Below are 25,111 nucleotides of genomic sequence, written 5' to 3'. Positions count from 1 at the left end.
CCTCAGAGCTTGATCTCGATGTTGACGTCCGCCGGCAGGTCGAGACGCATCAGCGAGTCGACGGCCTTGGGCGTCGGGTCGATGATGTCGATGAGGCGCTTGTGCGTGCGCATCTCGAAGTGCTCGCGGCTGTCCTTGTACTTGTGCGGCGACCGGATCACGACGAAGACGTTCTTCTCCGTCGGCAGCGGGACGGGGCCCACCACGGTCGCGCCGGCGCGCGTCACTGTGTCAACGATCTTCCGGGCCGAGTTGTCGATGACCTCGTGGTCGTACGACTTCAGCCGGATGCGGATCTTCTGTCCCGCCATCTGATGAACGTCTCTCTCTCGCTTCTGACTTCCGGTTCCCTTGGCCATCCGACCCCCGAGGTCGGGCGTGTCGCGCCCGCTTCGCGGCGAAAGTGACGCACTTCCGTGCTACTTCCGGTGTGGATTGCCCGGCCGAACCGGGTAACTTGCGCTTCCCTTGGGCCTCCGAGAGGAGTCCGGGCGAGTCCCCGTCAGGAGGCTCTCAAGGGGCGGCGGCACCGACATGGGTCAGCGACGCGCGTCAAGCAACCTGAACAGTGTGCCAGAGGCGGCGACGCACTATCAAATCGAGCAGAGGCGTCACCGCAGGCCAGGGGCTGTGGCGCGTCGTGAGGCCGGCCGCCGTCGCGCGGTGAGTCACTCCCCCGGCGTCGCCGACGGCCGCGCGCACGCCGCCGTGCCACCCGGCAGCTGGTAGCGGTGCTCGGCGACCCAGCCGTACGCGCGAGACGCCACCCGCGAGACGCCGGGGGCCATCAGCAGGTAGCCGACGGGCCGCCAGGCCGGCGCACCGTGGGTGGCCGCGCTCGCGATCGCCCGGTGACCGGAGCGGATCGAGCCGTCCGCGGTCACGAACTGGGCCGCCTCGTCGCAGTCGGCGGCCGACAGCCCGATGGCCGCCAGGTCGAGCTCCTGCCACGGGCGCACCGCGAACCGGTCACGACGGTCGACCCACCGCTTGGCGAACAGGGCACTTCGCGTGCAGAACCCGCAGTCCGCGTCGTAGACGAGGGTCGGCCGGTCGGGCACGTCGAGCGCTGGGGCCTCCACGGGTTCATCCTCCCATGCCCGAGGACGTATGCCGCCCGGCTGGGCAGGCGGCTCACCTGCGGTCCGCGCCCAGCCCGGCTCTCAGGCCGGGGCGAGGAAGGCGCTCAGCGCGCCGGCATACATGGCCGGGTCGTCGGCACCCATCAGCTCGCGCGTGCTGTGCATCGAGAGCGCGGCCGCACCGAAGTCGACGGTGGTCGCCCCGGTCAGGGACGAGGTGACCGGCCCGACGGTCGAGCCGCACGGAAGGTCGCTGCGCGTGACGAAGGTCTGCATCGGCACGCCGGCCTGCTCGCAGGCGAGCCGGAACGCGGCGGCCCCGACCGAGTCGGTCGCGTAGCGCAGGTTGGCGTTGACCTTGAGCACCGGGCCGCCGTTGACCCTGATGGTGTGCATCGGCTCGTGCCGGTCGGCGTAGTTGGGGTGCGTCGCGTGCCCCATGTCACCGGAGGCGATGACGGTGGAGGCGAGCGCACGCCAATAGTCGTCACGGGTGCCGCCGCCCGCGGTGACGATCCGCTCGAGGACGGACGGCAGCAGGGTCGAGGTGGCACCGCGCTCCGAGGTGCTGCCGATCTCCTCGTGGTCGAAGAGCACGAGGACGGGCACGTGGGTGGGCTCGGTGGCCACGGCGTCGAGCAGAGCGCGCACACCGGCATACGAGGTCGCGAGGTTGTCGAGGCGGGGGGCCGCGATGAGCTCGCGGGCGCGACCGAGACGTGTCGACGGCTGGACCGGGTGCGTCATGACGTCCCACGACAGGACGTCATGACGGTCGACGCCGACCTGCTCGGCGAGGTAGCCGACGAAGTCGCCGGGCTCGTCACCGACGCCCCAGAGCGGCTCCATGTGCGCCTGCTTGTTGAGGCTGAGGGCCTCGTTCTGGGTGCGGTCGAGGTGGATCGCGAGCTGCGCGACGCGGAGCAGGGCCTCGCGACCGTGGAAGGTGCGCGACTCGACACCTTCGCGTCCGCGCACCGCGACGCGGCCCGCGAGGCCGAGGTCGCGGTCGAGCCATGAGCTGAGGAGGAGTCCGCCGTAGGGCTCGACGCCCAGCATCTGCCAGCCGGCACGGCTGTGGTCGGGGTTCGGCTTGAGGCGCAGGTTGGGGCTGTCGGTGTGGGCACCGACGACGCGGAACCCGGCCGCCGGACCGGCACCTGCGCCGTGCGCGCCCGTCGTGTCCCAGGCGATGAGCGAGCCCCCGCGCACGAGGTAGTGGCGGCCCGGCTCGGTCGGCCACGCCGCCCGCTCGTCGACCTCGATGAAGCCCTCGGCCCCGAGCCGCCGGGCGGCCTGCTCGCACGCGTGGAACGGGGTGGGGCTGGCGTCGACGTAGTCGATGAGCCCCTGGGCTTCGGTGTCGGTGTCGAACGAGTGCGCCATGGTCCCCGACCTTATCCACCGACAGGTGGCGCCCACCGCGGGCCCCGGGACTGCGAGCATCGCCCCCATGCCCGACGCAGCGCTGTCCCGACTGGTCGACGACCTCGCCTCCCCCCGACCCGGTCGTCCGCGACGACGGGGCGTATGCCGCCCTGGTACGTCGGCGAGACGGACTGCGCGGCCACGACGACGGGCTCGGCTGGGTCCACGTCGTGGCCCACGGCGCCGGCCGCGATCGGCTGGCCAGACCCCGTGCCCCGTCTCTTCGACACCGGTCGCCCGGCGCGCTGCCGCCGGAGGCGAGCAAGACGACGCGCACGCTCCGGTCGCTCCACGTCGTCCTCGGCGAGCAGGTGGTGCACGACGGACGGCCCGTCGCGGTTCGCGACGGGCCGTGAGCGCGGTGCTCGCCGGCGTGACGGCCTGGTTCTGGGGCCGAGCCGGGTCGTGACCCGGTCACGGGGAGTGCTCCCCATTGGCCGTCAGCACCGGGGGTGCCTAGGGTCGTCAGGAGCGGCCGCCCCTCGGCCGCGGTCGCCGATGCTCGGGGAGGGGCACAGCCGTGGTCGTGTACAGGAAGGGCGCCGATCCGGACGCCCTGGAGCGGTCGGCGGGCCAGCTCGACCGCTACGCCGGCGAGTGCCGAGCCGCTCGTTCGGCCGTCGACCACGCCTTCGGCTCGCTCGGCACCGCCTGGGGCGGCGGCGACTTCGAGTCCTTCCGCGGCGACTGGCGCTCCTCGGCGCCGAGCATCGACGCGCTCGAGAGGGCCCTCCACGGCCTGGGGTCCAGACTGCGCGAGAACGCCGCCCGGCAGCGGGGCACGAGCGGCGATGGCGGCACCGTGCCCGGCAGCGCCAACGGTGGCGGTGGCTCAGTCCCGCTCGGCGGCACGGTCCCGATGTCCTTCGGTGGGCCCACGCCCTCACCGTCGCCCGGGCCCGCGCCCACGCCGACCACTCCCCCGCCCCCTGCCACGACCGGCACCGGCGGCCCGGTCGACGGCTACGACTTCGGTGAGCCCGACAAGCCCGACATCGAGTGGGACGAGGGCTTCGAGTACGACTCCAAGGACTCGAACTGGCACGACCACCTCACCAAGCTCGAGTGGATGGCCAAGCTCGAGGCCGGTCGGGCGTTGAAGTCCGACCTCGACGACGCGACGGCGATGTACGCCCACTACTGGGACAACAACGGCGAGCCGGCGCGCTTCGACTACGAAGAGGGCTACAAGGAGGACCCGTCGATCGCGGCCAACGTCAACGACGAGGTGGCCCGCACGGCGGCGGCCGTCGACGAGATGGTCCGCAACGGCAACTCCCACTTCAGCATGACGGGTGAGGCTCACCCCGCCACCGACTACCCGAAGACCGAGAACTGGCAGAAGACGATCGGCGGCTACCAGCAGTGGAGCAGCGCCGACGTCACGGTGGAGGACGGCCAGGTGTCGATGCAGGTCACCGTCCATGCCGAGGACTACTACAACTTCAACCCCGACCAGGCCGACATCGCCAGCGGCGCGGGCGACAACGAGAACGGCCGCTTCACCGAGATCGGCTGGGCCAAGCCGTTCCCGTCGAGCGGCGACGTCACCCGTACGATCACGTGGCCGGTCGGCTCGCCGCCGCCCACCATCGACGTGGGCTCGGGCGACGTCGAGCGCACCCCGGGTCTCGGTCGCGAGGACCGGGCCGACGAACGAGGAAGCAGCCGATGAGCCACCGCCGCCGGGCCCTGGCGACCGCCGCCGCCCTGCTGACCCTGGCCGCGGCCGGGGCCTGCAGCACCGAGCCCGACCCGCCGACCGACCGCACGAGGAGCACCGTGAGCGCCGTGACCCCAGGGACCAAGACCGGCACCGGCGAGGTCCGCACCGACCTCGAGCCGCTGACCAAGCGCTTCAGCGCCCTCGGCCAGCCGGTATCGGCGACGTGGATGTCCGGCACCCTCGGCAGCGAGGCACCGGGCCCCTCGACCTACTGGATCGACGCAGTCGTGAAGGTGACGCCCGAGAGCGCCGCGACGCTACGTGCCGCCTCGCCCCAGCCGACGACCGAGACACCAGCGGTCGAGGACGGCGTGCGCTCCGCGGTCCCCGCCGGACAGCTGCTCACGTCGAAGGCGCTCGACGCCCTCTTCGCGCAGGGTTCGTTCCGCGCCACGGCCTACCTCGCGGCCGACTCCGACACCGTCGTCCTCGTCGCGCTCGGCCAGTAGCACGGCTGCTCGACCCGCGCTCGACCGCGGGTGACGATCCCTTCAAGACCCCGGCCGGGCTGGACCTCCGACGGCCAGATCCACCTCGGCGGCCTGGTGCGCTACACGACCGCCCGACCAGCCTGCCGCTTTCGAACACCGCCACCGCACTGCAGGTGAGGTCAGACGGTCTTGAGACTGCTGAGCACCCGGCGCATGAGGCTGTCGGCCTGTCGCTGCTGGACGCCAGTCACGACCAGGACGACGACGCGGTTGCCGTGCCGGACGTGGGCCTCCACCCCGACCACCTGCCTGCCGTCGAGCTGGAACCGCACCACCTTCGCCGGGCCGAGTGTCGACGCCCAGGTGGACACCTCGACGTCTCCGCCGGCGTCCTTGACGATGGTCGCCAGCCCGGCTTCCTTGCCGTTGACGAGCGACTCGTTGCTCACGAGGACGCTGTACGGGCGGTCACCGGGCCCCACTGCGATCGCATCGTGGTCGGCGACACGGAACTTCACGTAGTCGGCCCCGTCCTCTCCCTGGAGGTCCGCCGCGGCAGAGACACGCTCGGGCGGGTCCGCCGCCAGGGCATTGAGCACCTCCAAGGAGTACGCCTCCCAACGTTCCGGCACGGCGAACGAGACGGACGAGTCGGTGACTACGACACGCGAGCCCTGCAGCAGGGAGGGGCTGTTGAGCGTCAGCTCGGGCAACGGCCTGCTGGTCGTCGCGGCCCCCGGGGTGGGGCGCGACGTGGCGGCCGTGGACGTCCGCGCCGTCGTCGCGGCTCGCGGGGCGCCGACGGGCGCGGCCGACGCGCACCCGGTCAGCACCGCAGGGAGCACGAGCAGCGAGCAGGCCAGCCACGACAGGGTGGGCACGTGACGGGAACGTGGCACCGGCACACGGTAGCCGAGCGGGTGCCGGCGGGCGCCGCGCGGGTCKGTCGCGGGCGCAGCGGCAGGGACCGCGGCCGCCCCGGGGCCCGGCCGGCGTACGCGCTCTGCCCGGGAACCGCGGGCAGGCGGAAGGGCCCGCCCCGCCGAAGCGGAACGGGCCCTACGCGTACTGCTCTGAAGCTGGTGCTGCAGGTGCAGCGTCAGGTCACTTGTTGATCTTGGTGACCTTGCCGGCGCCAACCGTGCGGCCACCCTCGCGGATGGCGAAGTTGAGGCCCTCCTCCATGGCGATCGGCTGGATGAGCTCGACCGTCATGTCGGTGTTGTCGCCGGGCATGACCATCTCGGTGCCCTCGGGCAGGTGCACGACACCCGTGACGTCCGTCGTACGGAAGTAGAACTGCGGACGGTAGTTGTCGTAGAACGGCGTGTGACGGCCACCCTCGTCCTTGCCCAGGATGTAGACCTGAGCCTCGAACTCGGTGTGGGGCGTGATCGAGCCGGGCTTGACGACGACCTGGCCGCGCTCGACGTCCTCGCGCTTCGTGCCACGAAGAAGGAGGCCGACGTTCTCACCGGCGCGACCCTCGTCGAGCAGCTTGCGGAACATCTCGACACCGGTGACGGTGGTCTTGGCCGGCGGGCCGGTGTGGATGCCGACGATCTCGACCTCCTCGTTGACCTTGAGGATGCCGCGCTCGATACGACCGGTGACGACGGTGCCACGACCGGTGATCGTGAAGACGTCCTCGACGGGCATCAGGAACGGCTTGTCGATGTCGCGCTCGGGCTCCGGGATGTAGGTGTCCACGGCGTCCATGAGGTCGAGGACCGTCTGGCCCCACTCCGCGTCGCCCTCGAGCGCCTTGAGCGCCGAGACCTTGATGACGGGAAGGTCGTCGCCGGGGAACTCGTAGCCCGAGAGCAGCTCACGGACCTCCATCTCGACGAGCTCGAGGATCTCCTCGTCGTCGACCATGTCGGCCTTGTTGAGCGCCACGACGATGTAGGGGACGCCGACCTGCTTGGCGAGCAGGACGTGCTCCTTCGTCTGCGGCATCGGGCCGTCGGTGGCGGCGACCACGAGGATCGCGCCGTCCATCTGGGCCGCACCCGTGATCATGTTCTTCACGTAGTCAGCGTGACCGGGGCAGTCGACGTGGGCGTAGTGACGACCCTCCGTCTGGTACTCGATGTGCGCGATCGAGATCGTGATGCCGCGCTGGCGCTCCTCGGGAGCCTTGTCGATGTCCTCGAACGCGAACTGGGGGTTCAGGTCGGGGTACTTGTCGTGCAGAACCTTGGAAATCGCAGCCGTCAGCGTCGTCTTGCCGTGGTCGATGTGACCGATGGTGCCGATGTTGACGTGCGGCTTGGTCCGCTCGAACTTTGCCTTCGCCACTGTGGTCCTCCTCAGGACTTTCTCGTGTTACGCCGTACGACCAGGGCAGGACGTGGCGCTGTGGGGTGGTTTCCGATGAAAGAGACTACGGGATGGCCCGCAGTCACTCTCCGCGGGTCTTCTTGATGATCTCCTCGGCAACAGCCTTGGGGACCTCTGCGTAGGAGTCGAACTCCATGGAGAAGCTCGCACGGCCCTGCGTCTTGGAGCGCAGGTCACCGACGTAGCCGAACATCTCGGACAGCGGGACGAGGCCCTTGACGACCTTGGCGCCGCTGATGTCCTCCATGCCCTGGATCTGGCCACGTCGAGAGTTGATGTCGCCGATGACCTCGCCCATGTAGTCCTCGGGCGTGCGCACCTCGACGGCCATCATCGGCTCGAGCAGGACCGGGTCCGCCTTCTTGATGGCCTCCTTGAGGACCATCGAGCCGGCGATCTTGAACGCCATCTCCGAGGAGTCGACGTCGTGGTAGGCACCGTCGTTCAGGGTCGCTCGGATGCCCACGAGGGGGTACCCGGCGAGCACGCCGTACTGCATGGCGTCCTGGATGCCGGCGTCGACCGACGGGATGTACTCACGCGGGACGCGACCACCGGAGACACCGTTGACGAACTCGTACATCGAGCCGTCCTCGGTCTCGCCCAGCGGCTCGAAGCTGACCTGGACCTTGGCGAACTGGCCGGAGCCACCGGTCTGCTTCTTGTGCGTGTAGTCGTACTTCAGCACCGCGCGGCGGATCGTCTCGCGGTAGGCCACCTGCGGCTTGCCGACGTTGGCCTCGACCTTGAACTCGCGCTTCATGCGGTCGACCAGGATGTCGAGGTGCAGCTCGCCCATGCCGGCGATGATCGTCTGGCCGGTGTCCTCGTCGTGGTGGACCTGGAAGGTCGGGTCCTCCGCGGAGAGCTTCTGGATGGCCGTGCCGAGCTTCTCCTGGTCACCCTTGGTCTTGGGCTCGATGGCGACCTGGATGACGGGGTCGGGGAAGGTCATCGACTCGAGCACGATCTGCTCGTTGAGGTCGGACAGCGTGTCGCCGGTCGTCGTGTCCTTGAGGCCGATGGCCGCGTAGATGTGGCCGGCCATGGCCTCCTCGACGGGGTTCTCCTTGTTGGCGTGCATCTGGAAGAGCTTCCCGATGCGCTCCTTGCGGCCCTTGGTCGAGTTCACGACGCTCGTGCCCGAGCTGATGTGGCCCGAGTAGACGCGGATGAAGGTCAGCGTGCCGAAGAACGGGTGCGTGGCGACCTTGAAGGCGAGAGCCGAGAACGGCTCGTCCTTGCTCGGTGCACGCGTCAGCTCGACGCTCTCGTCGCCCGGCTTGTGACCGATCATCGGGGGCACGTCGAGGGGCGAGGGGAGGTAGTCGACGACGGCGTCGAGCATGGGCTGCACGCCGCGGTTCTTGAACGCGGAGCCACAGAACACCGGGTAGAGCTCGGAGTTGACCGTGAGCTTGCGGATGCCGGCCTTGATCTCCTCCGGTGTCAGCTCCTCGCCACCGAGGTACTTCTCCATGAGGTCGTCGTCGGACTCGGCGACGCGCTCGACGAGCGCCATGCGGTACTTCTCGGCCTTGGCCTGGAGGTCCGCCGGGATCTCGGCGATCTCGTACTTCGCACCCATGGTCACGTCGCCCTTGGCGTCGCCGGGCCACACGAGGGCACGCATGTAGACGAGGTCGATGACACCGAGGAAGTCGTTCTCGGCACCGATCGGGAGCTGCATGACGAGCGGCTCCGCACCGAGGCGGTCCTTGATCGTCTGCACGGTGAAGTAGAAGTCCGCGCCGAGCTTGTCCATCTTGTTGACGAAGCAGATGCGCGGCACGTCGTACTTGTCTGCCTGGCGCCACACCGTCTCGGACTGGGGCTCGACACCCTCCTTGCCGTCGAACACCGCGACGGCACCGTCGAGGACGCGCAGCGAGCGCTCCACCTCGACCGTGAAGTCGACGTGCCCGGGGGTGTCGATGATGTTGACCTGGGTGCCTTCCCAGAAGGAGGTCACGGCGGCAGACGTGATCGTGATGCCGCGTTCCTTCTCCTGCTCCATCCAGTCGGTGGTCGACGCACCGTCGTGGGTCTCACCGATCTTGTGGTTGACACCGGTGTAGAACAGGATGCGCTCCGTCACCGTGGTCTTGCCAGCGTCGATGTGCGCCATGATGCCGATGTTGCGGACCTTGTTGAGGTCCGTCAGGACGTCGAGTGCCACGTCAGGTTTCTCGTCTCATTCGTCGTGGGGTGAAATCGTGGGCGCCGTGGGCCGCGTCGCAGGACGGGCGGGCGCGTGCCCGGCGGTATGCCGTGGAGCGAGCTCCCCGGCATACCGGCCGGACCGCTGGGTCACCAGCGGTAGTGCGCGAAGGCCTTGTTGGACTCGGCCATCTTGTGGGTGTCCTCGCGGCGCTTCACAGCGGCACCGAGGCCGTTGCTCGCGTCGAGGATCTCGTTCATCAGGCGCTCGGTCATGGTCTTCTCACGACGCTGCCGCGAGTAGCCGACGAGCCAGCGCAGGGCGAGCGTGGTCGAGCGACCGGGCTTGACCTCGATCGGCACCTGGTAGGTCGCGCCACCGACGCGACGGCTCTTGACCTCCATGGCCGGCTTGACGTTGTCGAGCGCACGCTTGAGCGTGGCGACGGGGTCGGTGCCGGTCTTGGCGCGGACGCCCTCGAGGGCGCCGTAGACGATCATCTCGGCGATCGACTTCTTGCCGTCGAGGAGGATCTTGTTGACGAGCTGCGTGACGAGCGGGCTCTGGTAGACCGGGTCGACGACGAGCGGGCGCTTCGGAGCGGGTCCCTTACGAGGCATCAGCTCTTCTCCTTCTTCGCGCCGTAACGGCTACGAGCCTGCTTGCGGTTCTTGACACCCTGGGTGTCGAGCGTGCCGCGGACGATCTTGTAACGCACACCCGGGAGGTCCTTCACACGACCACCGCGCACGAGCACGATCGAGTGCTCCTGCAGGTTGTGGCCGACGCCAGGGATGTAGGCCGTGACCTCGATGCCGCTGGAGAGGCGCACACGGGCGACCTTGCGCAGGGCAGAGTTCGGCTTCTTGGGGGTGGTGGTGTACACGCGGGTGCACACACCGCGGCGCTGGGGCGAGCCCTTGAGCGCCGGGGTCTTGGCCTTCGTGGCCTTGTCCTGGCGGCCCTTGCGGACCAGCTGGTTGATGGTAGGCAACCTGGTTACTCCATAACGTTGCTCGTTGTCAGTCGTCCGGGAGGACGACTCCTTGGCTGTTCGGCTCGTCGACCCCCGAGGTCGGGTGTGTCGGATCCGGTTCTTCCCCCTGCACTTCCCGCTCCTGCCACGGCCTCACGGCGTTCGGAAGGGATGGGTTGCCCGGCGGAAGGTCTGCTCTGGACCGAAGTGGTGTCGCATCCGCAGCGTGCGGTTGGACAGGGCACCGAGGCCGTCATCGCGCGTGCCTGAGTTCTGCCTCAGACACAGTGTTCAAGCGTACCGGGGTGCGGCACGCCGACCAAATCGGTTGGAGCGGCCCAGACCTCCCGATGGGGTATGCCGCCCGCTGGCGTCGCATGGACCGGCTGGGTCAGCCGAGCCGCCAGTCACCGGCGTACATGTGCAGCACGGGGACGCCGAGCGACTCGCGGGCCCGCGAGGCCCAGTCGCGGTGGAAGGTGTCCTCGACGGCGTGCGGCTCGGTGACGACGACGACCTCGCGCGCGCCCAGCCTGGCGACCTCCTCGACGAGGGCGGGCATGGGGTCGTCGGAGGTGATCTCGCCGGTGGCGTCGACGTCGTGGCGCTCGAACTCTGCGAGCGTCGTGGAGAGCGCCGTGTCGGCGTCGGCGTGCGCGCCGGTGCGGTTGACGGGGCGCAGCGCCTCGAGCGCCTCGCGCATCTCGAAGAGGCTCAGGTGGTTGAGGAAGGAGCTGAGCAGGTTGCGCTCGGTGTCTGCCGGCACGAGCACCCGGTAGGTGGGCCGGTCGTCCTCGTGCAGACCGACGATCTTGGTCACGTCGACGGCCTTGAGCGCCTCCTCGGTGAGCACGATGATCGTGGGCGTGGGGCCCTCGCCGCTGGGCGCTCCGGCCGACGTCGTCTGGTCGTCGGGCTCGGGCGAGTGCGGCGCGTCGGCTGTCGGCTCGGTCATGCGACCACCCTATCGAGGCAGGCTCCCCCAGCGGGTCACCGGTTGGTCATGCGCCAGCGGGCGAGCAGCACCCCGAGGCGGTCCTCCACCGGACGCGGCGAGGTGCCGGAGAAGTTGCTCATCATGACGAAGACGTAGCGCCGACCGTCGGCGCCCGACACGTAGCCGGCGAGCGAGCTGACGCCGGTGAGGCTGCCGTTCTTGGCCCGCAGGTTGCCGGCGGCGGCCGTGCCGCGCATCCGCGAGGCGAGCGTGCCACCCTGCCACCGCACCGGGTCGACCCCGGCCACCGGCAGCGCGGCCCGGAAGGCGGACCACCACGGGGCGTGCTGGGCCTTGTCGAGCAGCAGCGCGAGCTGGTTCGGGGTGAGCCGGTTGGCGCGGGCCAGGCCCGAGCCGTCGACGAAGCGCAGACCGGTCACCGGGATGCCGGCGCCGACGGCATACGCCCGGAGCGCGGCGGTGCCGTCGGCCCAGCTGCCCGGACGGCCGGTCCTCGCACCCAGGGTCTTCGTGATGGCCTCGGCGTGCGAGTTGTTGCTCAGCTTGAGGAAGGGCACGAGCAGCTGCCCCAGCGTCATCGATGAGTGCCGTGCCAGCAGGGTGCGCGCCTTCGGTGTCGCGCCTCGCACCGCGCTGCCGTCGACCCGGATGCCGGCGGCGACGAGGCGGGCCCGCAGCGCGCGCCCGACCATGAGCGCGGGGTCGTTCACCGTCACCCACTTGCGGGTGGCCGCGTGCCGCACAGGCACCTGTCCACTCACCGTGATCGTGTTGGTGCCGGCCGCGCGGGTGACCGCGATCGTCGTCGCCGTGCCGGCCGCCGACGTGCGGGTCCTGTTGACGAGGCGCACGTGCGACGCCGCGGAGGCCGGCGTGACCGTCAGGCGCGCCAGCGCCGCCGTCGAGGCCGCTGGGGTCGCGGTGACGATGATCGTGCCGGCGTCGTAGTCGGTGTCTGGCGACAGTGTCAGGGCCGACACCTGGGCCGCGTAGTAGGCGGACGCGTACGACGTGGACCAGTACGGGTTGTAGCGCACGTCGTCGAAGGCGGAGGCGTCGGCGACGACGTCTCCGGTGATGCGAGTGACCCCCTTGGCCCTCAGGGCGGACACGAGCGAGGTGAGGTCCTTCTCGAGCAGCGTCGGGTCGCCGCTCCCCCGCAGGTAGAGGCGCCCGGACACCACTCCCCCGCTCACCGGGGCACCGGCGTAGAGGTCGGTGGGCCACCGGTAGCCGGCCCCGAGGCGGCTGAGCGCCGCGGCAGCCGTGAACGTCTTCTGGGTCGAGGCGGGGGCGAGCGGGGTGTCGGCGCCTCGCAGGTAGATGTTCGAGCGGGTCGACGCGTCCCTGATGACGGCCCCGACCCTCGCCGACGACGCGGTGACCCGCGAGTCGCCAAACACCTTGGTGACCTCGCGGCGCAGCGCTGCGTCACGGACGTCGTAGACGGTGGCACCGCTGCCCCGCGGCGCCGACGACAGGACGGCCGCGACGGCGAGCATGACGACCGCCAGCAGGAACGGCCATCGCGCGGACTGGGTGCGTGGACCGCGGGGGCCGCGCACGATCCTCGCTGATCGAGGCTCTCGTGGTGCTCGCGGGCTTCGTGGCGTTCGGACCATGACGACCTCCGGACGGGTGCCGCCGACTGCCCGGACGCCGCCGGACGACCACCTGCCGTTCGAGGCTAGTCCGAATTGTCCGTTTTGGGGAGGGCGAGCTGCGCCCTTCCCGGGAACGCCGAGGGCCGGCTCCCCGTGACGGGGAGCCGGCCCTGCGGCATACGTGGTGCTCGGGTGTCAGACCCGGGCCACCGCTCAGAACTGGTCGAGACCGAGAGCCTCGTCGTCGAGACGGATGGCCTCGCCCGAGCCCGAACCGAAGCCTGCGTAGTCGTAGGCGTCGTAGTTCGGCAGGGAGTACATCGCAGCCTTGGCCTCCTCGGTGGGCTCGACCTTGATGTTCCGGTAGCGGGGCAGGCCCGTGCCGGCAGGGATGAGCTTTCCGAGGATGACGTTCTCCTTGAGGCCGAGCAGCGGGTCGGACTTGGCTTCCATGGCGGCCTGCGTGAGCACGCGGGTCGTCTCCTGGAAGGACGCGGCCGACAGCCACGACTCGGTGGCCAGCGAGGCCTTGGTGATGCCCATGAGCTCGGGACGACCAGCGGCCGGGCGGCCACCCTCAGCCATGACGCGACGGTTCTCGTCCTCGAAGCGGCCGCGCTCGGCGAGCTCGCCCGGGAGGAGGTCCGCGTCGCCGGCCTCGATGATCGTCACGCGCCGCAGCATCTGCCGCACGATGACCTCGATGTGCTTGTCGTGGATCGACACACCCTGCTGGCGGTAGACCCGCTGCACCTCGTCGACGAGGTGCTTCTGGGCGGCACGCGGGCCGAGGATGCGAAGGACCTGCTTCGGGTCGATCGCGCCCTGGACCAGCTTGTCACCCACGGTCACGTGGTCACCGTCGCCGACGAGCAGGCGCGAACGCTTGCTCACCGGGTAGGCGTGCTGCTCGGAGCCGTCGTCGGGCGTGAGCAGGACGCGACGCGCCTTGTCGGTGTCCTCGATCTCGACGCGACCGGTGGCCTCGGCGATCGGGGCGACACCCTTGGGCGTACGGGCCTCGAAGAGCTCGACGACACGCGGCAGACCCTGGGTGATGTCGTCGGCCGCAGCCGCGCCACCGGTGTGGAAGGTGCGCATCGTCAGCTGCGTGCCGGGCTCACCGATCGACTGGGCCGCGATGATGCCGACGGCCTCGCCGATGTCGACGAGCTTGCCGGTCGCGAGCGAGCGGCCGTAGCAGGCCGCACACGTGCCGACCTTGCTGTCACAGGTGAGGACCGAGCGGACCCGCACCTCGTCGACCCCGGCGGCGTAGAGCGCGTCGATGACGACGTCACCGAGGTCGATGCCGGCCACGGCGAGGACGGTGCCGTCCTTGTCGGTGACGTCCTCGGCGAGCGTACGGGCGTAGATCGAGGCCTCGACGACATCGCTCGGCGCCCGCGTGCCCGTGGTCTCGTTGACCTGGGCGATCGGCAGCTTCAGGCCGCGCTCGGAGCCACAGTCGTCCTCACGGATGATGACGTCCTGCGACACGTCGACGAGACGACGCGTGAGGTAGCCCGAGTCGGCGGTACGAAGCGCCGTGTCGGCCAGACCCTTACGGGCACCGTGCGTCGAGATGAAGAACTCGAGCACCGTGAGGCCCTCACGGAAGTTCGCCTTGATCGGGCGCGGGATGATCTCGCCCTTCGGGTTGGCCATCAGGCCACGCATGCCGGCGATCTGACGGATCTGGAACCAGTTACCACCAGCACCCGAGCTCACCATCCGGTAGATGGGGTTCGTGCGCGGGAAGTTGGTCTCCATCTCCTTGGCGACCTGGTTCGACGCCTGCGTCCAGATCTCGACGAGCTCCTGTCGGCGCTCGTCGTCGGTGATCAGACCACGCTCGTACTGCGTCTGGACCTTGGCGGCCTTCGTCTCGTAGCCCTCGAGGATCGCCGTCTTGTTGTCCGGCGTCGTGACGTCGGAGATGGCGACGGTGCAGCCCGATCGGGTCGACCAGTGGAAACCGGCCTCCTTCAGGGCGTCGAGGGACGCGGCGACCTGGACCTTGGAGTAGCGCTCCGCGAGGTCGTTGACGATCGCCGAGAGGCGCTTGCGGTCCACCGGGCGGTTCTCGAACGGGTAGTCGATCGGCAGCGTGTCGTTGAAGATCGCGCGGCCGAGCGTCGTCTCGAGCGTGATGCTCGGCACGATGCCGTCCTCGCCGGCCTCGACACCCTCGGGCAGCTCGAAGCCAGCCGGGGGCACCGCGTCGGTGAGGCGCAGCTTGACCGCCGAGCCGATCTGGATCTCGCCACGGTCGAACGCCATCCGCGCCTCCGACGGAGACGTGAACGCGCGACCCGCACCGGTGCCGCCGCCGTCGATGGCGTCGGTGAGGTGGTAGATGCCGGTGATCATGTCCTGCGTCGGCATGGTGACGGGGCGACCGTCAGCCGGCTTGAGGATGTTGTTGCTCGACAGCATGAGGATGCGGGCCTCGGCCTGCGCCTCTGCCGACAGCGGCACGTGGACGGCCATCTGGTCGCCGTCGAAGTCGGCGTTGAACGCCGAGCAGACGAGCGGGTGGATCTGGATGGCCTTGCCCTCGACGAGCTGCGGCTCGAACGCCTGGATGCCGAGACGGTGCAGGGTGGGCGCACGGTTGAGCAGCACGGGGTGCTCGGTGATGACCTCTTCGAGGACGTCCCACACGACCGGACGGGCCCGCTCGACCATGCGCTTGGCCGACTTGATGTTCTGCGCGTGGTCGAGGTCGACCAGACGCTTCATCACGAACGGCTTGAAGAGCTCGAGCGCCATCTGCTTGGGCAGACCGCACTGGTGCAGCTTCAGCTGCGGGCCGACGACGATGACCGAACGGCCGGAGTAGTCGACGCGCTTGCCGAGCAGGTTCTGGCGGAAACGCCCCTGCTTGCCCTTGAGCATGTCGGACAGCGACTTGAGCGGACGGTTGCCGGGGCCCGTGACCGGGCGACCGCGACGGCCGTTGTCGAAGAGGCTGTCGACGGCCTCCTGGAGCATGCGCTTCTCGTTGTTGACGATGATCTCGGGCGCACCGAGGTCGAGCAGGCGCTTCAGGCGGTTGTTGCGGTTGATGACGCGACGGTAGAGGTCGTTGAGGTCCGAGGTCGCGAAGCGGCCACCGTCGAGCTGCACCATCGGGCGCAGGTCCGGGGGGATGACCGGGATCGCGTCGAGGACCATGCCCGACGGGTGGTTCGTCGTCATCTGGAAGGCGTTGACGACCTTGAGGCGCTTGATGGCCCGGGTCTTCTTCTGGCCCTTGCCGGTGGCGATGATCTCCTGCAGGAGCTCGGCCTCGGCGTCGAGGTCGAAGGACTGGAGGCGCTTCTGGATGGCTGCGGCGCCCATGCCGCCCTCGAAGTACAGACCGAAACGGTCACGCATCTCGCGGTAGAGGATCTCGTCGCCCTCGAGGTCCTGGACCTTGAGGTTCTTGAAGCGGTCCCAGACCTGCTCGAGGCGCTCGACCTGCTGGTCGGCGCGCTTGCGGATGTTGTTCATCTCGCGCTCGGCCTGGTCGCGGACCTTGCGCTTCGCGTCGGCCTTGGCACCCTCGGCCTCGAGCTCGGCGACGTTGCGCTCGAGCAGCTGCGCACGCGACTCGACATCCGAGTCGCGGCGGTTCTCGATCTCCTTCTTCTCGACCTGGATCTGCGCCTCGAGCGACGGCAGGTCAGCGTGGCGCTGGTCGTCGTCGACGGACGTGATCATGTAGGCCGCGAAGTAGATGACCTTCTCGAGGTCCTTCGGGGCGAGGTCGAGCAGGTAGCCGAGGCGGCTCGGCACACCCTTGAAGTACCAGATGTGGGTGACGGGCGCGGCGAGCTCGATGTGGCCCATCCGCTCACGACGCACCTTGGCGCGCGTGACCTCGACGCCACAGCGCTCGCAGATGATGCCCTTGAAGCGGACGCGCTTGTACTTGCCGCAGTTGCACTCCCAGTCCCGGGTGGGGCCGAAGATGCGCTCGCAGAACAGGCCCTCCTTCTCGGGCTTCAGCGTGCGGTAGTTGATGGTCTCGGGCTTCTTGACCTCGCCGTGGCTCCACTGGCGGATGGACTCCGCAGTGGCAAGGCCGATGCGCAGCTCGTCGAAGAAGTTGACGTCGAGCACGTGGTTCCTTCTCTCGTAACTCTCGTTAAGTCTTTGGTCTGAGTGGGATTCGTTGACAACCGGTGGCGTATGCCGCTGAGCGGGCCCAGCGGCATACGCACCGCTTGTCGTGGGGTGGCCTTTTCTCAGACCTCTTCGACGCTGGACGGCTCACGCCGGCTCAGGTCGATGCCGAGCTCCTCCGCTGCGCGGAAGACCTCTTCGTCGGACTCCTTCATCTCGATCGTCGTGCCGTCGCTGCTCAGGACCTCGACGTTGAGACACAGGGACTGCATCTCCTTGAGGAGGACCTTGAACGACTCCGGGATGCCCGAGTCGGGGATGTTCTCGCCCTTGACGATGGCCTCGTAGACCTTCACGCGGCCGGGAACGTCGTCCGACTTGATCGTCAGCAGCTCCTGGAGCGTGTAGGCGGCGCCGTACGCCTCGAGGGCCCAGACCTCCATCTCACCGAAGCGCTGGCCACCGAACTGGGCCTTACCGCCGAGCGGCTGCTGGGTGATCATGGAGTACGGACCCGTCGAGCGAGCGTGGATCTTGTCGTCGACGAGGTGGTGCAGCTTGAGGATGTACATGTAGCCGACCGCGACGGGCTCGGGGAACGGCTCGCCGGAGCGGCCGTCGAAGAGGCGCGTCTTGCCCGAGGCGTCGATGAGGCGGACCCCGTCGCGCGTCTTGAGCGTCGAGTCGAGCAGACCGGTCACGACGTCCTCGGAGGCACCGTCGAAGACCGGGGTCGCCACACGCGTGCCCGCAGGGGCCTCGTGCGCGTCGACCGCGATCTCCTTGGCCCACTCCGGGTTGCCCTCGATCTTCCAGCCGCGCGAGGCGGCCCAGCCGAGGTGCAGCTCGAGGATCTGGCCGAGGTTCATACGACGCGGCACACCGTGCGGGTTGAGCACGACGTCGACCGGCGTGCCGTCCTCGAGGAACGGCATGTCCTCGACCGGCAGGATCTTGGAGATGACGCCCTTGTTGCCATGGCGACCGGCGAGCTTGTCACCGTCGGTGATCTTGCGCTTGTTGGCCACGTAGACGCGGACGAGCTGGTTGACGCCGGGCGGCAGGTCGTCGCCCATGTCGGCGCGGAACTCCTTGACGCCGATGACCGTGCCGGTCTCGCCGTGAGGCACCTTGAGCGACGTGTCGCGGACCTCGCGCGCCTTCTCACCGAAGATCGCGCGGAGCAGGCGCTCCTCCGGGGTCAGCTCGGTCTCGCCCTTGGGCGTGACCTTGCCGACGAGCAGGTCGCCGTCGCGGACCTCGGCGCCGACGCGGATGATGCCGCGCTCGTCGAGGTCGGCCAGGACCTCCTCGGAGACGTTCGGGATGTCCCGGGTGATCTCCTCGGGGCCGAGCTTCGTGTCGCGGGCGTCGACCTCGTGCTCCTCGATGTGGATCGAAGAGAGGACGTCGTCCTGGACCAGACGCTGGCTGAGGATGATCGCGTCCTCGTAGTTGTGGCCCTCCCACGACATGAACGCGACCAGCAGGTTGCGCCCGAGCGCCATCTCGCCACCCTCGGTCGCGGGACCGTCGGCGATGACGCCGCCGGCCTCGAGCCGGTCGCCCTCGTTGACGACGACGACCTGGTTGTAGCTCGTGCCCTGGTTGGAGCGCGCGAACTTGGCGATGCGGTAGGTCTGGTAGGTGCCGTCGTCGTTGGCGACGGTGACGAGGTCAGCCGACACCTCCTGCACGACACCTGCCTTCTCGGCGCGGACGACGTCGCCCGAGTCGAGGGCGGCGCGGAACTCCATGCCGGTGCCGACGATTGGCGCCTCGCTCTTGACGAGCGGGACGGCCTGACGCTGCATGTTGGCGCCCATGAGCGCGCGGTTGGCGTCGTCGTGCTCGAGGAACGGGATCATCGCGGTCGCGGCAGACACCATCTGGCGCGGCGAGACGTCCATGTAGTCGACCTCGTCGCCGGGGACGAGCTCGACCTCTCCACCCTTGGTGCGCACGAGCACGCGGTCCTCGGTGAAGTTGTTCTGCTTGTCGAGCGGCGCGTTGGCCTGGGCGACGACGAAGCGGTCCTCCTCGTCGGCCGACAGGTAGTCGACGTCGTCGGTGACGTGACCGCCGGTCACCTTGCGGTACGGCGTCTCGATGAAGCCGAACGCGTTGATGCGACCGTAGGACGCGAGCGAGCCGATGAGACCGATGTTCGGGCCTTCCGGCGTCTCGATCGGGCACATGCGGCCGTAGTGCGACGGGTGGACGTCACGGACCTCCATCTGGGCCCGGTCACGGGAGATACCACCCGGGCCGAGTGCGGACAGACGACGCTTGTGCGTCAGACCCGCGAGCGGGTTGTTCTGGTCCATGAACTGCGAGAGCTGCGAGGTGCCGAAGAACTCCTTGATCGACGCCACCACGGGGCGGATGTTGATCAGGGTCTGCGGGGTGATCGCCTCGACGTCCTGCGTGGTCATGCGCTCGCGGACGACGCGCTCCATGCGCGACAGACCGGTGCGGACCTGGTTCTGGATCAGCTCGCCGACGGAGCGCAGGCGACGGTTGCCGAAGTGGTCGATATCGTCGACCTCGACGCGCACGTCGACCTCGTCGCCGTTCTTGACGCCCTTCATCGAGTCCTGGCCGTCGTGCAGCGTGACGATGAACTTGATCGTCTTGACGATGTCGTCGATGGACAGGGTCGAGTCGTTGATCGAGGCGTCGAGGCCGAGCTTCTTGTTGACCTTGTAGCGACCGACCTTCGCGAGGTCATAGCGCTTGCCGTTGAAGTAGAGGTTGTCGAGCAGGGTCTGCGCGGCCTCCTTCGTCGGCGGTTCGCCCGGGCGCAGCTTGCGGTAGATGTCGAGCAGCGCGTCGTCCTGGCCCTGGGTGTGGTCCTTCTCCAGGGTGAGGCGCATCGACTCGAACTCGCCGAACTCCTCGAGGATCTGGGCCTCGGTCCAGCCGAGGGCCTTGAGGAGCACCGTGACCGACTGCTTGCGCTTGCGGTCGACGCGGACGCCGACCATGTCGCGCTTGTCGATCTCGAACTCGAGCCAGGCACCACGGCTCGGGATGATCTTGGCCGTGTAGATGTCCTTGTCGGACGTCTTGTCGGGCGTGCGCTCGAAGTACACGCCCGGGCTGCGGACGAGCTGCGAGACGACGACACGCTCGGTGCCGTTGATGATGAAGGTGCCGCGCTCGGTCATGAGCGGGAAGTCGCCCATGAACACCGTCTGGCTCTTGATCTCGCCGGTCTGGGAGTTCATGAACTCGGCGGTGACGAAGAGGGGCGCGTCGTACGTCTGGTCGCGCTCCTTGCACGACTCGATCGTCTTGCGGGTCTCCTCGAAGCGGTGGTCGCGGAACGACAGCGACATCGAGCCGCTGAAGTCCTCGATCGGGGAGATCTCCTCGAAGATCTCCTCGAGCCCGGACCGGTCCGGGACGTCGGTGCGTCCCTCGGCCTTGGCCGCGGCGACGCGAGCCTGCCAGCGCTCGTTGCCGAGCAGCCAGTCGAAGCTCTCCGTCTGAAGCGCCAGGAGGTCGGGGACCTCGAGTGGTTCGCGAATCTTCGCGAAGGACAGACGCCCCGAAGGGGTCTGTGCGGTGGACATGTTCGTCGCAGTACGCGAGGCAGCCAAGGAGGGTCCTTCCACGGGCCTTTTTCGAATCTTCAGATCCGCGTTGCCGCATGGCTCCGCTCGCGGGTCCCATGGTCGAGCCGCATGCCGTGTGGCATGGTGGATGGCCTGACCGAGGTCGCGAAGGGTGGGCATGGGCAGCGCAAAGGCTTAGCCTACCGTCGAAGGGCAGGAGTGTCCAGCCGGGTCAAGCGGCGGAGGTCGTCAGCCGAGGTACGGCCCGGTCTCGAACGACCGAGCGCCCTCGGCGTGACCTGCTACGCCTCCCGGACCGGGAGCTCGCGATGCGAACGCGACGAATATGGCCCGACGCGGCCCAGACGTCAAGACCTGCCCACTCCGTAGGCGCGTCGCGGACCGGGCGGGCGTGCCGCCGCCGCCTAGCATGGGAGGGGCATCCAGTTCCGCAGACGTCCTTCCGAGAGGGAAGCCATGTCCGACCAGAACCCGCCCGAGCAACCGTCCTTCAACCGCCCCGCCGGCGACCCGACCACGCCCCTGCCGACGAGTTCGTCCGGCTCGTCCGGCTCGTCGCCGTCGAGCGGTCCGACGGGAGCGTTCGACTCCCCGGCGGAGCCGGTGCAGAGCGCCGCGCCCGGGTCGTCCACGGGTGCCGGCAGCCCGCCGCCCCCGCCACCGCCGCAGGCGCCGACGGGCTACTCGCCCGGCCCGTCCGGGATGGCCAGCGTGCCCAACCCGGCACGCGAGGGCGCCGGCTTCTTCACGGCGCTCTTCGACTTCAGCTTCACCAACTTCGTGACGCCGATCCTGGTGCGCTTCGTCTACCTGCTCGCGACCGTGGCGCTCGTGGCCACCTGGCTGGTGCTGCTCTTCGCCGGCTTCGTCCGCGGCTTCGGAAGCGGGCTGTCGGTGCTCATCCTCGGACCGATCTTCCTGGTCATCTACCTCGCGGTGATCCGCATGACGCTGGAGTTCTACCTCTCCGTCGTCCGGATGAGCGAGGACATCCACAAGCGCCTCCCCCAGGCCTGAACCCCTCATCGAAAGAGCCGTTCGTCGTGAGGCCGCCCGCGGCCGAGCGAACGAACTGCTCTTTCGATCAGGTCGGGCGTCCGGAAGTGGGCACTCGACATCAGACGCTGGGCTGCTGCTGGGTGATGCAGTGGATGCCGCCGCCACGGTCGAAGAGTGGACGGGCGTCGACGCCGACGACGCGTCGGCCCGGGTAGGCATCGGCGAGGACCGCCAGCGACGCCTCGTCCTGAGGGTCGCCGAACGTGCAGGCGATGACGCCGTCGTTGACGACGAGGTGGTTGAGGTAGCTCCAGTCCACCGGCCCGTCGTCGTCGGCGAGTGTGCGCGGCGCCGGCACCCCCACGACCTCGAAGCGCTCACCCCTGGCGTCGCGGGCGTCCTCGAGCAGGGCCCGCAGCTCGCGTGAGACCGCATGGTCGGGATGGTTCGGGTCCTGCTGCTCGTGGAGCAGGACGACCCCGGGGCTCGGGATGGTGGCGACGATGTCGACGTGACCGCGCGTGCCGAACTCGTCGTAGTCGCGGGTGAGGCCGCGGGGCAGCCAGATGCACGTCGTGGCGCCGATGGTGCGGGCGAGCTCGGCCTCGACGTCGGCACGGGCCAGGCCCGGGTTGCGACCCGGGTCGAGCTGCACGGTCTCGGTCAGGAGCACGGTTCCGAGGCCGTCGACGTGGATGCCGCCGCCCTCGTTGACGAGGGACGAGCCGATGACCTCGGCTCCGCTGAGGCCTCCCACGAAGGTCCCGATGCGCGCGTCGTGCTCCCAGCTGGCCCAGGACTGGGCGCCCCAGCCGTTGAACACCCAGTCGACCGCGCCGAGCCGGGTGCCGTCGCCGGAGTGGACGAACGTCGGGCCGATGTCGCGCATCCACGCGTCGTCGAGGGCAGCCGGGACCAGCTCGACGTCGGGGTGCAGGCGCTCGCGTGCCACGGCGAGGTCGTCGGGGACGACGACCATGCGGACCGGCTCGAACTCGGTGACGGCATTGGCGACGGCGGCCCAGGTGCGGCGAGCGGTCTCGACCTCCTCGGCGGTGTCGCCCAGCGTGTAGCCCTGGCTCGGCCACGCCATCCACGTGCAGTCGTGCGGGGCGGTCTCGGACGGCATGCGCCAGGCCGGCGTCGCGGCGTCGGCGCCTCCCCCGGGTGACGCCTCGGGGGCGTCGGTCACTGCTCCACCTCGCGACGGTGCTCGTCGCGCACGGGGGCGGTCAGGGCGGCATACGAGTCGGGACGCCGGGTCTCGAGGAACGGGAACAGCTCGAGCCAGTCTCGACGCTGGGCCAGGTCGAGGTCGGCCACCAGGACCGCGGCCTCGTCACGTGGGGCCTGCACGAGGATGCGGCCGTACGGGTCGGAGATGAACGAGCTGCCGTAGAAGGTGATGAGGCCCTCGGTGCCGAAGCGGTTGGGAACCACCATGAAGAGGCCGTTGGCGATGCCATTGCCGACGATGACCTGCTGCCACAGCGGCTGCGTGTCGAAGCCGGGGTGGTCGGGCTCGGAGCCGATGGCCGTCGGGTAGCAGAGCACCTCGGCGCCGCCCAGCGAGTAGAGGCGCGCGACCTCGGGGAACCACTCGTCCCAACACGTCGGCAGACCGAGACGCACCGACGGGTTGTCAAGGGAAACAATGGGATACGCGTCCTCGGGCGGACCCGGACGGAAGTACTTGTCCTCGTAGTATCCGGCCGTGACGGGGATGTGCGTCTTGCGGGTGCGCGCCACGACCTCGCCGGTCGGGGCGACGACGACGGCGGTGTTGAAGCCGAGCCTGTCACCGGCGTCGGCGCGCTCGTAGAGCGAGGCGTGCACGTGCACGCCGAAGTCGCGGGCGGCCTCGCGCGCGAAGCTGACGGTGGGTCCGGTCTCGAGGTCCTCGGCGATGGCCGACGGGGTGCCCTCCGGAAGCGTGTCGGCCGGGTAGCGCGACAGCGTCAGCTCGGGCAGGAAGACGATCGTGGCGCCGGCCTCGGCCGCCGTGCGAATGCCGTCGCGGAGGGTCGCGACCAGCGCGGCGGGGTCGTCGACCCACTCGTGCTGGACGACGCCCACGCGCACGGGCGCTGCCTCCGGCTGGTCGACGCGGGCAAGGGACTCGGGGACGCCATCGGCCTGGATCAGCTTCACAGCAGGCAGTATGCCGCAGCGTCGCGAGGCGGTCGGTCCGCGCGCGACGGCGCTCGGTCCCGGACGTCGGGATCGACGCCCGGGACCTCGCCCCCCAGGTTGCCCCCCTCGTAGAAAAGCCGGTCAGCAGCTCGTCAGAAGGCGGAGAGCTCGCTGACGAGCCAGCGCTCGCCGACCTTGCGCATCGTGGCGATGACCCGGTTCTGGTCGATCGCCGGCGCCTGCTGCGCCTTGGTCGTGGTGGCCTGGTTGACGAAGGCCATGACGCGGACCGTCGTGCCCTCGCCGCCGTCGCCCGAGGCGTCCATGACGCCGGCCTCGTAGACCTTGGCCTGCACGGTCGCCTCGTTCTTGACCGCCATCGGCTTGATGTCGCTGGCCGCGACCTTGGTGAACTGGTCCTTGAAGGGGGACGTCAGCTGCGGAGCGACCTCACCGACGTGCTTGTCGAAGGTCGACCCGCTGTAGCTGAGCAGGCTCTCGAGCGTCGTCCGGGCCGAGCCGACCGCTGCCGCGCGGTCGGTGTCGGACACGGTGGGCCGCAGGCCGTAGACGGTCGCGGTCGCGAGCAGTGCGAGGGCGACCACGGCCCCGGCGGCTGCGATCCACAGACGGGCCGAGCCACGTCGCGCGCGCCCCTCGGCACGGTCGTCCGCACGCTCACGGACGGGGCCGGCCGACGGCGCCGTGTCAGAGGGAGCCCGGGTGTCCGCGGTGTCGGCGGCTGCAGCCGCGAGCCCGCGGTCGTGCTTCGTGGGGGCGAGGAGATCGGTGTCGGTGTTGAGGTCGGCGTCGACCTCGGTGCTGCGGTCGAGCACGAGGGTGGACGCGGTCGACTCGCGTCGACGGCGGGTGCCGGCGACACGACGGCGCGGGGCGCCTGCCGTGCCGGCCGGGCGTCGGGGGTCAGCTGACGAAGTCAAGGGTGCTCACCTTCCAGGAGTCGCCGACCTTCACGAGGTCGAGCCGGAGCCGGTAGGTCTTCTTCTCGGCCTTGGGGGTCGAGGCGTTCGTGGTGGGGGCGACGACGCCCACGATGACGCGGGCGGAGTCGTCGTCGCCGGAGACGAGCGAGGCCTCGGCGCGCTCGACCGTGGAGACGGTCTTGTTGGCCGTCACGACCGGCTTCAGCTGCGCGAGCGTCGCGGCGTACTCCTTCTGGAACGAGCCGGTCGACTCGGCGAGCACCCGCTTGGTGTCGGCGTCGAACGTCGCGGCGTTCATCGTCACGAAGTTGACGGCGATCTGGCGCCCGGCAGCGAGCGCGGTGTCACGGGCGTCTGCTGTGCGCTGCGCCCGCCAGGCCGACCGGCCGAGGGTGGCCGACACGGCGACCGCCGCGAGGAGCAGGACTGCGGTGACCGTCCAGAGCAGGCGCGGCGTGGGTCGCCACGTGCGGACACCCCTGAGGCCCGCACGTGGCGCGTCGTCACGGCCGGGAGCACTGGCGTCGCGCTCATCGGCGGCAGTGTCTTCGGGGTGGGGTGACCGGTTGGGCGGCTCGCTCCCCGCCTGGGAGGTGGAGCGGGTGGGGGCCATCGTCATCGAGGGGATT

19 protein-coding genes are annotated in these 25,111 nt (G+C 69.5%); 3 read left to right on the top strand and 16 right to left on the bottom strand.

The features are described from left to right. Positions 1 to 2: 2 nt before the first annotated feature. The 3 genes from rpsJ to AC1DE0_RS01705 all read right to left on the bottom strand — a co-directional run bounded on the left by rpsJ (position 3) and on the right by AC1DE0_RS01705 (position 2,468). Positions 3 to 311, bottom strand: coding sequence for a 30S ribosomal protein S10 (rpsJ, locus tag AC1DE0_RS01715; RefSeq protein ID WP_009775966.1), 309 nt, complete (start codon positions 309 to 311; stop codon positions 3 to 5). Between the two features lie 357 nt (positions 312 to 668). After that, a complete protein-coding gene (locus AC1DE0_RS01710) occupies positions 669 to 1,082 on the bottom strand; it encodes a thiol-disulfide oxidoreductase DCC family protein (protein ID WP_478096486.1) in 414 nt (137 codons plus the stop codon). 81 nt (positions 1,083 to 1,163) lie between these two features. Next, a complete protein-coding gene (locus AC1DE0_RS01705) occupies positions 1,164 to 2,468 on the bottom strand; it encodes a M18 family aminopeptidase (RefSeq protein ID WP_478096484.1) in 1,305 nt (434 codons plus the stop codon). A gap of 562 nt (positions 2,469 to 3,030) precedes the next feature. On the opposite strand from AC1DE0_RS01705, the gene AC1DE0_RS01700 reads away from it, so the two are divergent. Further along, positions 3,031 to 4,185, top strand: coding sequence for a WXG100 family type VII secretion target (locus AC1DE0_RS01700; RefSeq protein ID WP_478096482.1), 1,155 nt, complete (start codon positions 3,031 to 3,033; stop codon positions 4,183 to 4,185). Next, positions 4,182 to 4,685, top strand: a complete 504-nt coding sequence (locus tag AC1DE0_RS01695) for a hypothetical protein (protein WP_478096480.1) — start codon at positions 4,182 to 4,184, stop codon at positions 4,683 to 4,685. Before AC1DE0_RS01700 ends, AC1DE0_RS01695 begins: the two co-directional genes overlap by 4 nt. 161 nt (positions 4,686 to 4,846) lie before the next feature. Here AC1DE0_RS01695 and AC1DE0_RS01690 read toward each other — a convergent pair whose 3' ends face one another. The 9 genes from AC1DE0_RS01690 to rpoB form a co-directional block, all read right to left on the bottom strand. Further along, positions 4,847 to 5,566, bottom strand: coding sequence for a hypothetical protein (locus tag AC1DE0_RS01690; RefSeq protein WP_478096478.1), 720 nt, complete (start codon positions 5,564 to 5,566; stop codon positions 4,847 to 4,849). Positions 5,567 to 5,771: 205 nt separating this feature from the next. Further along, entirely contained in the window at positions 5,772 to 6,968 is a 1,197-nt protein-coding gene (gene tuf / locus AC1DE0_RS01685; protein WP_442290140.1) for an elongation factor Tu, read from the bottom strand. A gap of 103 nt (positions 6,969 to 7,071) precedes the next feature. Beyond that, on the bottom strand, positions 7,072 to 9,189 hold the full coding sequence (fusA, locus tag AC1DE0_RS01680) for an elongation factor G (RefSeq protein WP_478096475.1): 2,118 nt from the start codon (positions 9,187 to 9,189) through the stop codon (positions 7,072 to 7,074). A 131-nt stretch (positions 9,190 to 9,320) separates the two neighbouring features. Continuing rightward, entirely contained in the window at positions 9,321 to 9,791 is a 471-nt protein-coding gene (gene rpsG / locus AC1DE0_RS01675) for a 30S ribosomal protein S7 (RefSeq protein WP_442290138.1), read from the bottom strand. Next, a complete protein-coding gene (gene rpsL, locus AC1DE0_RS01670) occupies positions 9,791 to 10,165 on the bottom strand; it encodes a 30S ribosomal protein S12 (protein WP_141823424.1) in 375 nt (124 codons plus the stop codon). The genes rpsG and rpsL overlap by 1 nt, the downstream gene beginning before the upstream one ends. Before the next feature lie 373 nt (positions 10,166 to 10,538). Further along, positions 10,539 to 11,102: a hypothetical protein gene (locus tag AC1DE0_RS01665; RefSeq protein ID WP_478096473.1), complete on the bottom strand. Its 564-nt coding sequence runs from the start codon at positions 11,100 to 11,102 to the stop codon at positions 10,539 to 10,541. A 35-nt stretch (positions 11,103 to 11,137) separates the two neighbouring features. Continuing rightward, the gene (gene dacB / locus AC1DE0_RS01660) at positions 11,138 to 12,670 is read right to left on the bottom strand and encodes a D-alanyl-D-alanine carboxypeptidase/D-alanyl-D-alanine endopeptidase (RefSeq protein ID WP_478096471.1); all 1,533 of its coding nucleotides are present in this window, start codon (positions 12,668 to 12,670) and stop codon (positions 11,138 to 11,140) included. Positions 12,671 to 12,922: 252 nt separating this feature from the next. Further along, on the bottom strand, positions 12,923 to 16,822 hold the full coding sequence (locus AC1DE0_RS01655; protein WP_478096469.1) for a DNA-directed RNA polymerase subunit beta': 3,900 nt from the start codon (positions 16,820 to 16,822) through the stop codon (positions 12,923 to 12,925). A 125-nt stretch (positions 16,823 to 16,947) separates the two neighbouring features. After that, positions 16,948 to 20,430 carry a DNA-directed RNA polymerase subunit beta gene (gene rpoB, locus AC1DE0_RS01650; RefSeq protein ID WP_478096467.1) on the bottom strand — a complete coding sequence of 1,161 codons (3,483 nt, stop codon included), beginning with the start codon at positions 20,428 to 20,430 and terminating at the stop codon, positions 16,948 to 16,950. A 432-nt stretch (positions 20,431 to 20,862) separates the two neighbouring features. On the opposite strand from rpoB, the gene AC1DE0_RS01645 reads away from it, so the two are divergent. Further along, on the top strand, positions 20,863 to 21,423 hold the full coding sequence (locus AC1DE0_RS01645; protein WP_478096465.1) for a DUF4282 domain-containing protein: 561 nt from the start codon (positions 20,863 to 20,865) through the stop codon (positions 21,421 to 21,423). Between the two features lie 100 nt (positions 21,424 to 21,523). On the opposite strand, the gene AC1DE0_RS01640 is transcribed toward AC1DE0_RS01645, so the two are convergent. The 4 genes from AC1DE0_RS01640 to AC1DE0_RS01625 form a co-directional block, all read right to left on the bottom strand. Further along, positions 21,524 to 22,534: an agmatine deiminase family protein gene (locus AC1DE0_RS01640; RefSeq protein WP_478097735.1), complete on the bottom strand. Its 1,011-nt coding sequence runs from the start codon at positions 22,532 to 22,534 to the stop codon at positions 21,524 to 21,526. Positions 22,535 to 22,593: 59 nt separating this feature from the next. Then, positions 22,594 to 23,556: a nitrilase-related carbon-nitrogen hydrolase gene (locus tag AC1DE0_RS01635; RefSeq protein ID WP_478096463.1), complete on the bottom strand. Its 963-nt coding sequence runs from the start codon at positions 23,554 to 23,556 to the stop codon at positions 22,594 to 22,596. Between the two features lie 134 nt (positions 23,557 to 23,690). Next, positions 23,691 to 24,479, bottom strand: a complete 789-nt coding sequence (locus tag AC1DE0_RS01630) for a hypothetical protein (protein ID WP_478096461.1) — start codon at positions 24,477 to 24,479, stop codon at positions 23,691 to 23,693. After that, positions 24,463 to 25,101: a hypothetical protein gene (locus AC1DE0_RS01625; protein ID WP_478096459.1), complete on the bottom strand. Its 639-nt coding sequence runs from the start codon at positions 25,099 to 25,101 to the stop codon at positions 24,463 to 24,465. Before AC1DE0_RS01625 ends, AC1DE0_RS01630 begins: the two co-directional genes overlap by 17 nt. Positions 25,102 to 25,111: the final 10 nt, after the last annotated feature.

This window comes from Terrabacter sp. 05T424 (assembly GCF_056396225.1).
Note: the sequence above shows the minus strand (reverse complement) of the source record. Positions and strands in the feature narration are given on the sequence as shown.

Excerpts from the sequence above, each read along its gene's own strand:
- AC1DE0_RS01625 (WP_478096459.1), bottom strand. The coding sequence starts at position 25,101 with ATGACGATGGCCCCCACCCGCTCCACCTCCCAGGCGGGGAGCGAGCCG.
- AC1DE0_RS01645 (WP_478096465.1), top strand. The coding sequence starts at position 20,863 with ATGTCCGACCAGAACCCGCCCGAGCAACCGTCCTTCAACCGCCCCGCC.
- rpsJ (WP_009775966.1), bottom strand. The coding sequence starts at position 311 with ATGGCGGGACAGAAGATCCGCATCCGGCTGAAGTCGTACGACCACGAG.
- rpsG (WP_442290138.1), bottom strand. The coding sequence starts at position 9,791 with ATGCCTCGTAAGGGACCCGCTCCGAAGCGCCCGCTCGTCGTCGACCCG.
- AC1DE0_RS01665 (WP_478096473.1), bottom strand. The coding sequence starts at position 11,102 with ATGACCGAGCCGACAGCCGACGCGCCGCACTCGCCCGAGCCCGACGAC.
- AC1DE0_RS01705 (WP_478096484.1), bottom strand. The coding sequence starts at position 2,468 with ATGGCGCACTCGTTCGACACCGACACCGAAGCCCAGGGGCTCATCGAC.
- AC1DE0_RS01695 (WP_478096480.1), top strand. The coding sequence starts at position 4,182 with ATGAGCCACCGCCGCCGGGCCCTGGCGACCGCCGCCGCCCTGCTGACC.
- AC1DE0_RS01640 (WP_478097735.1), bottom strand. The coding sequence starts at position 22,534 with ATGCCGTCCGAGACCGCCCCGCACGACTGCACGTGGATGGCGTGGCCG.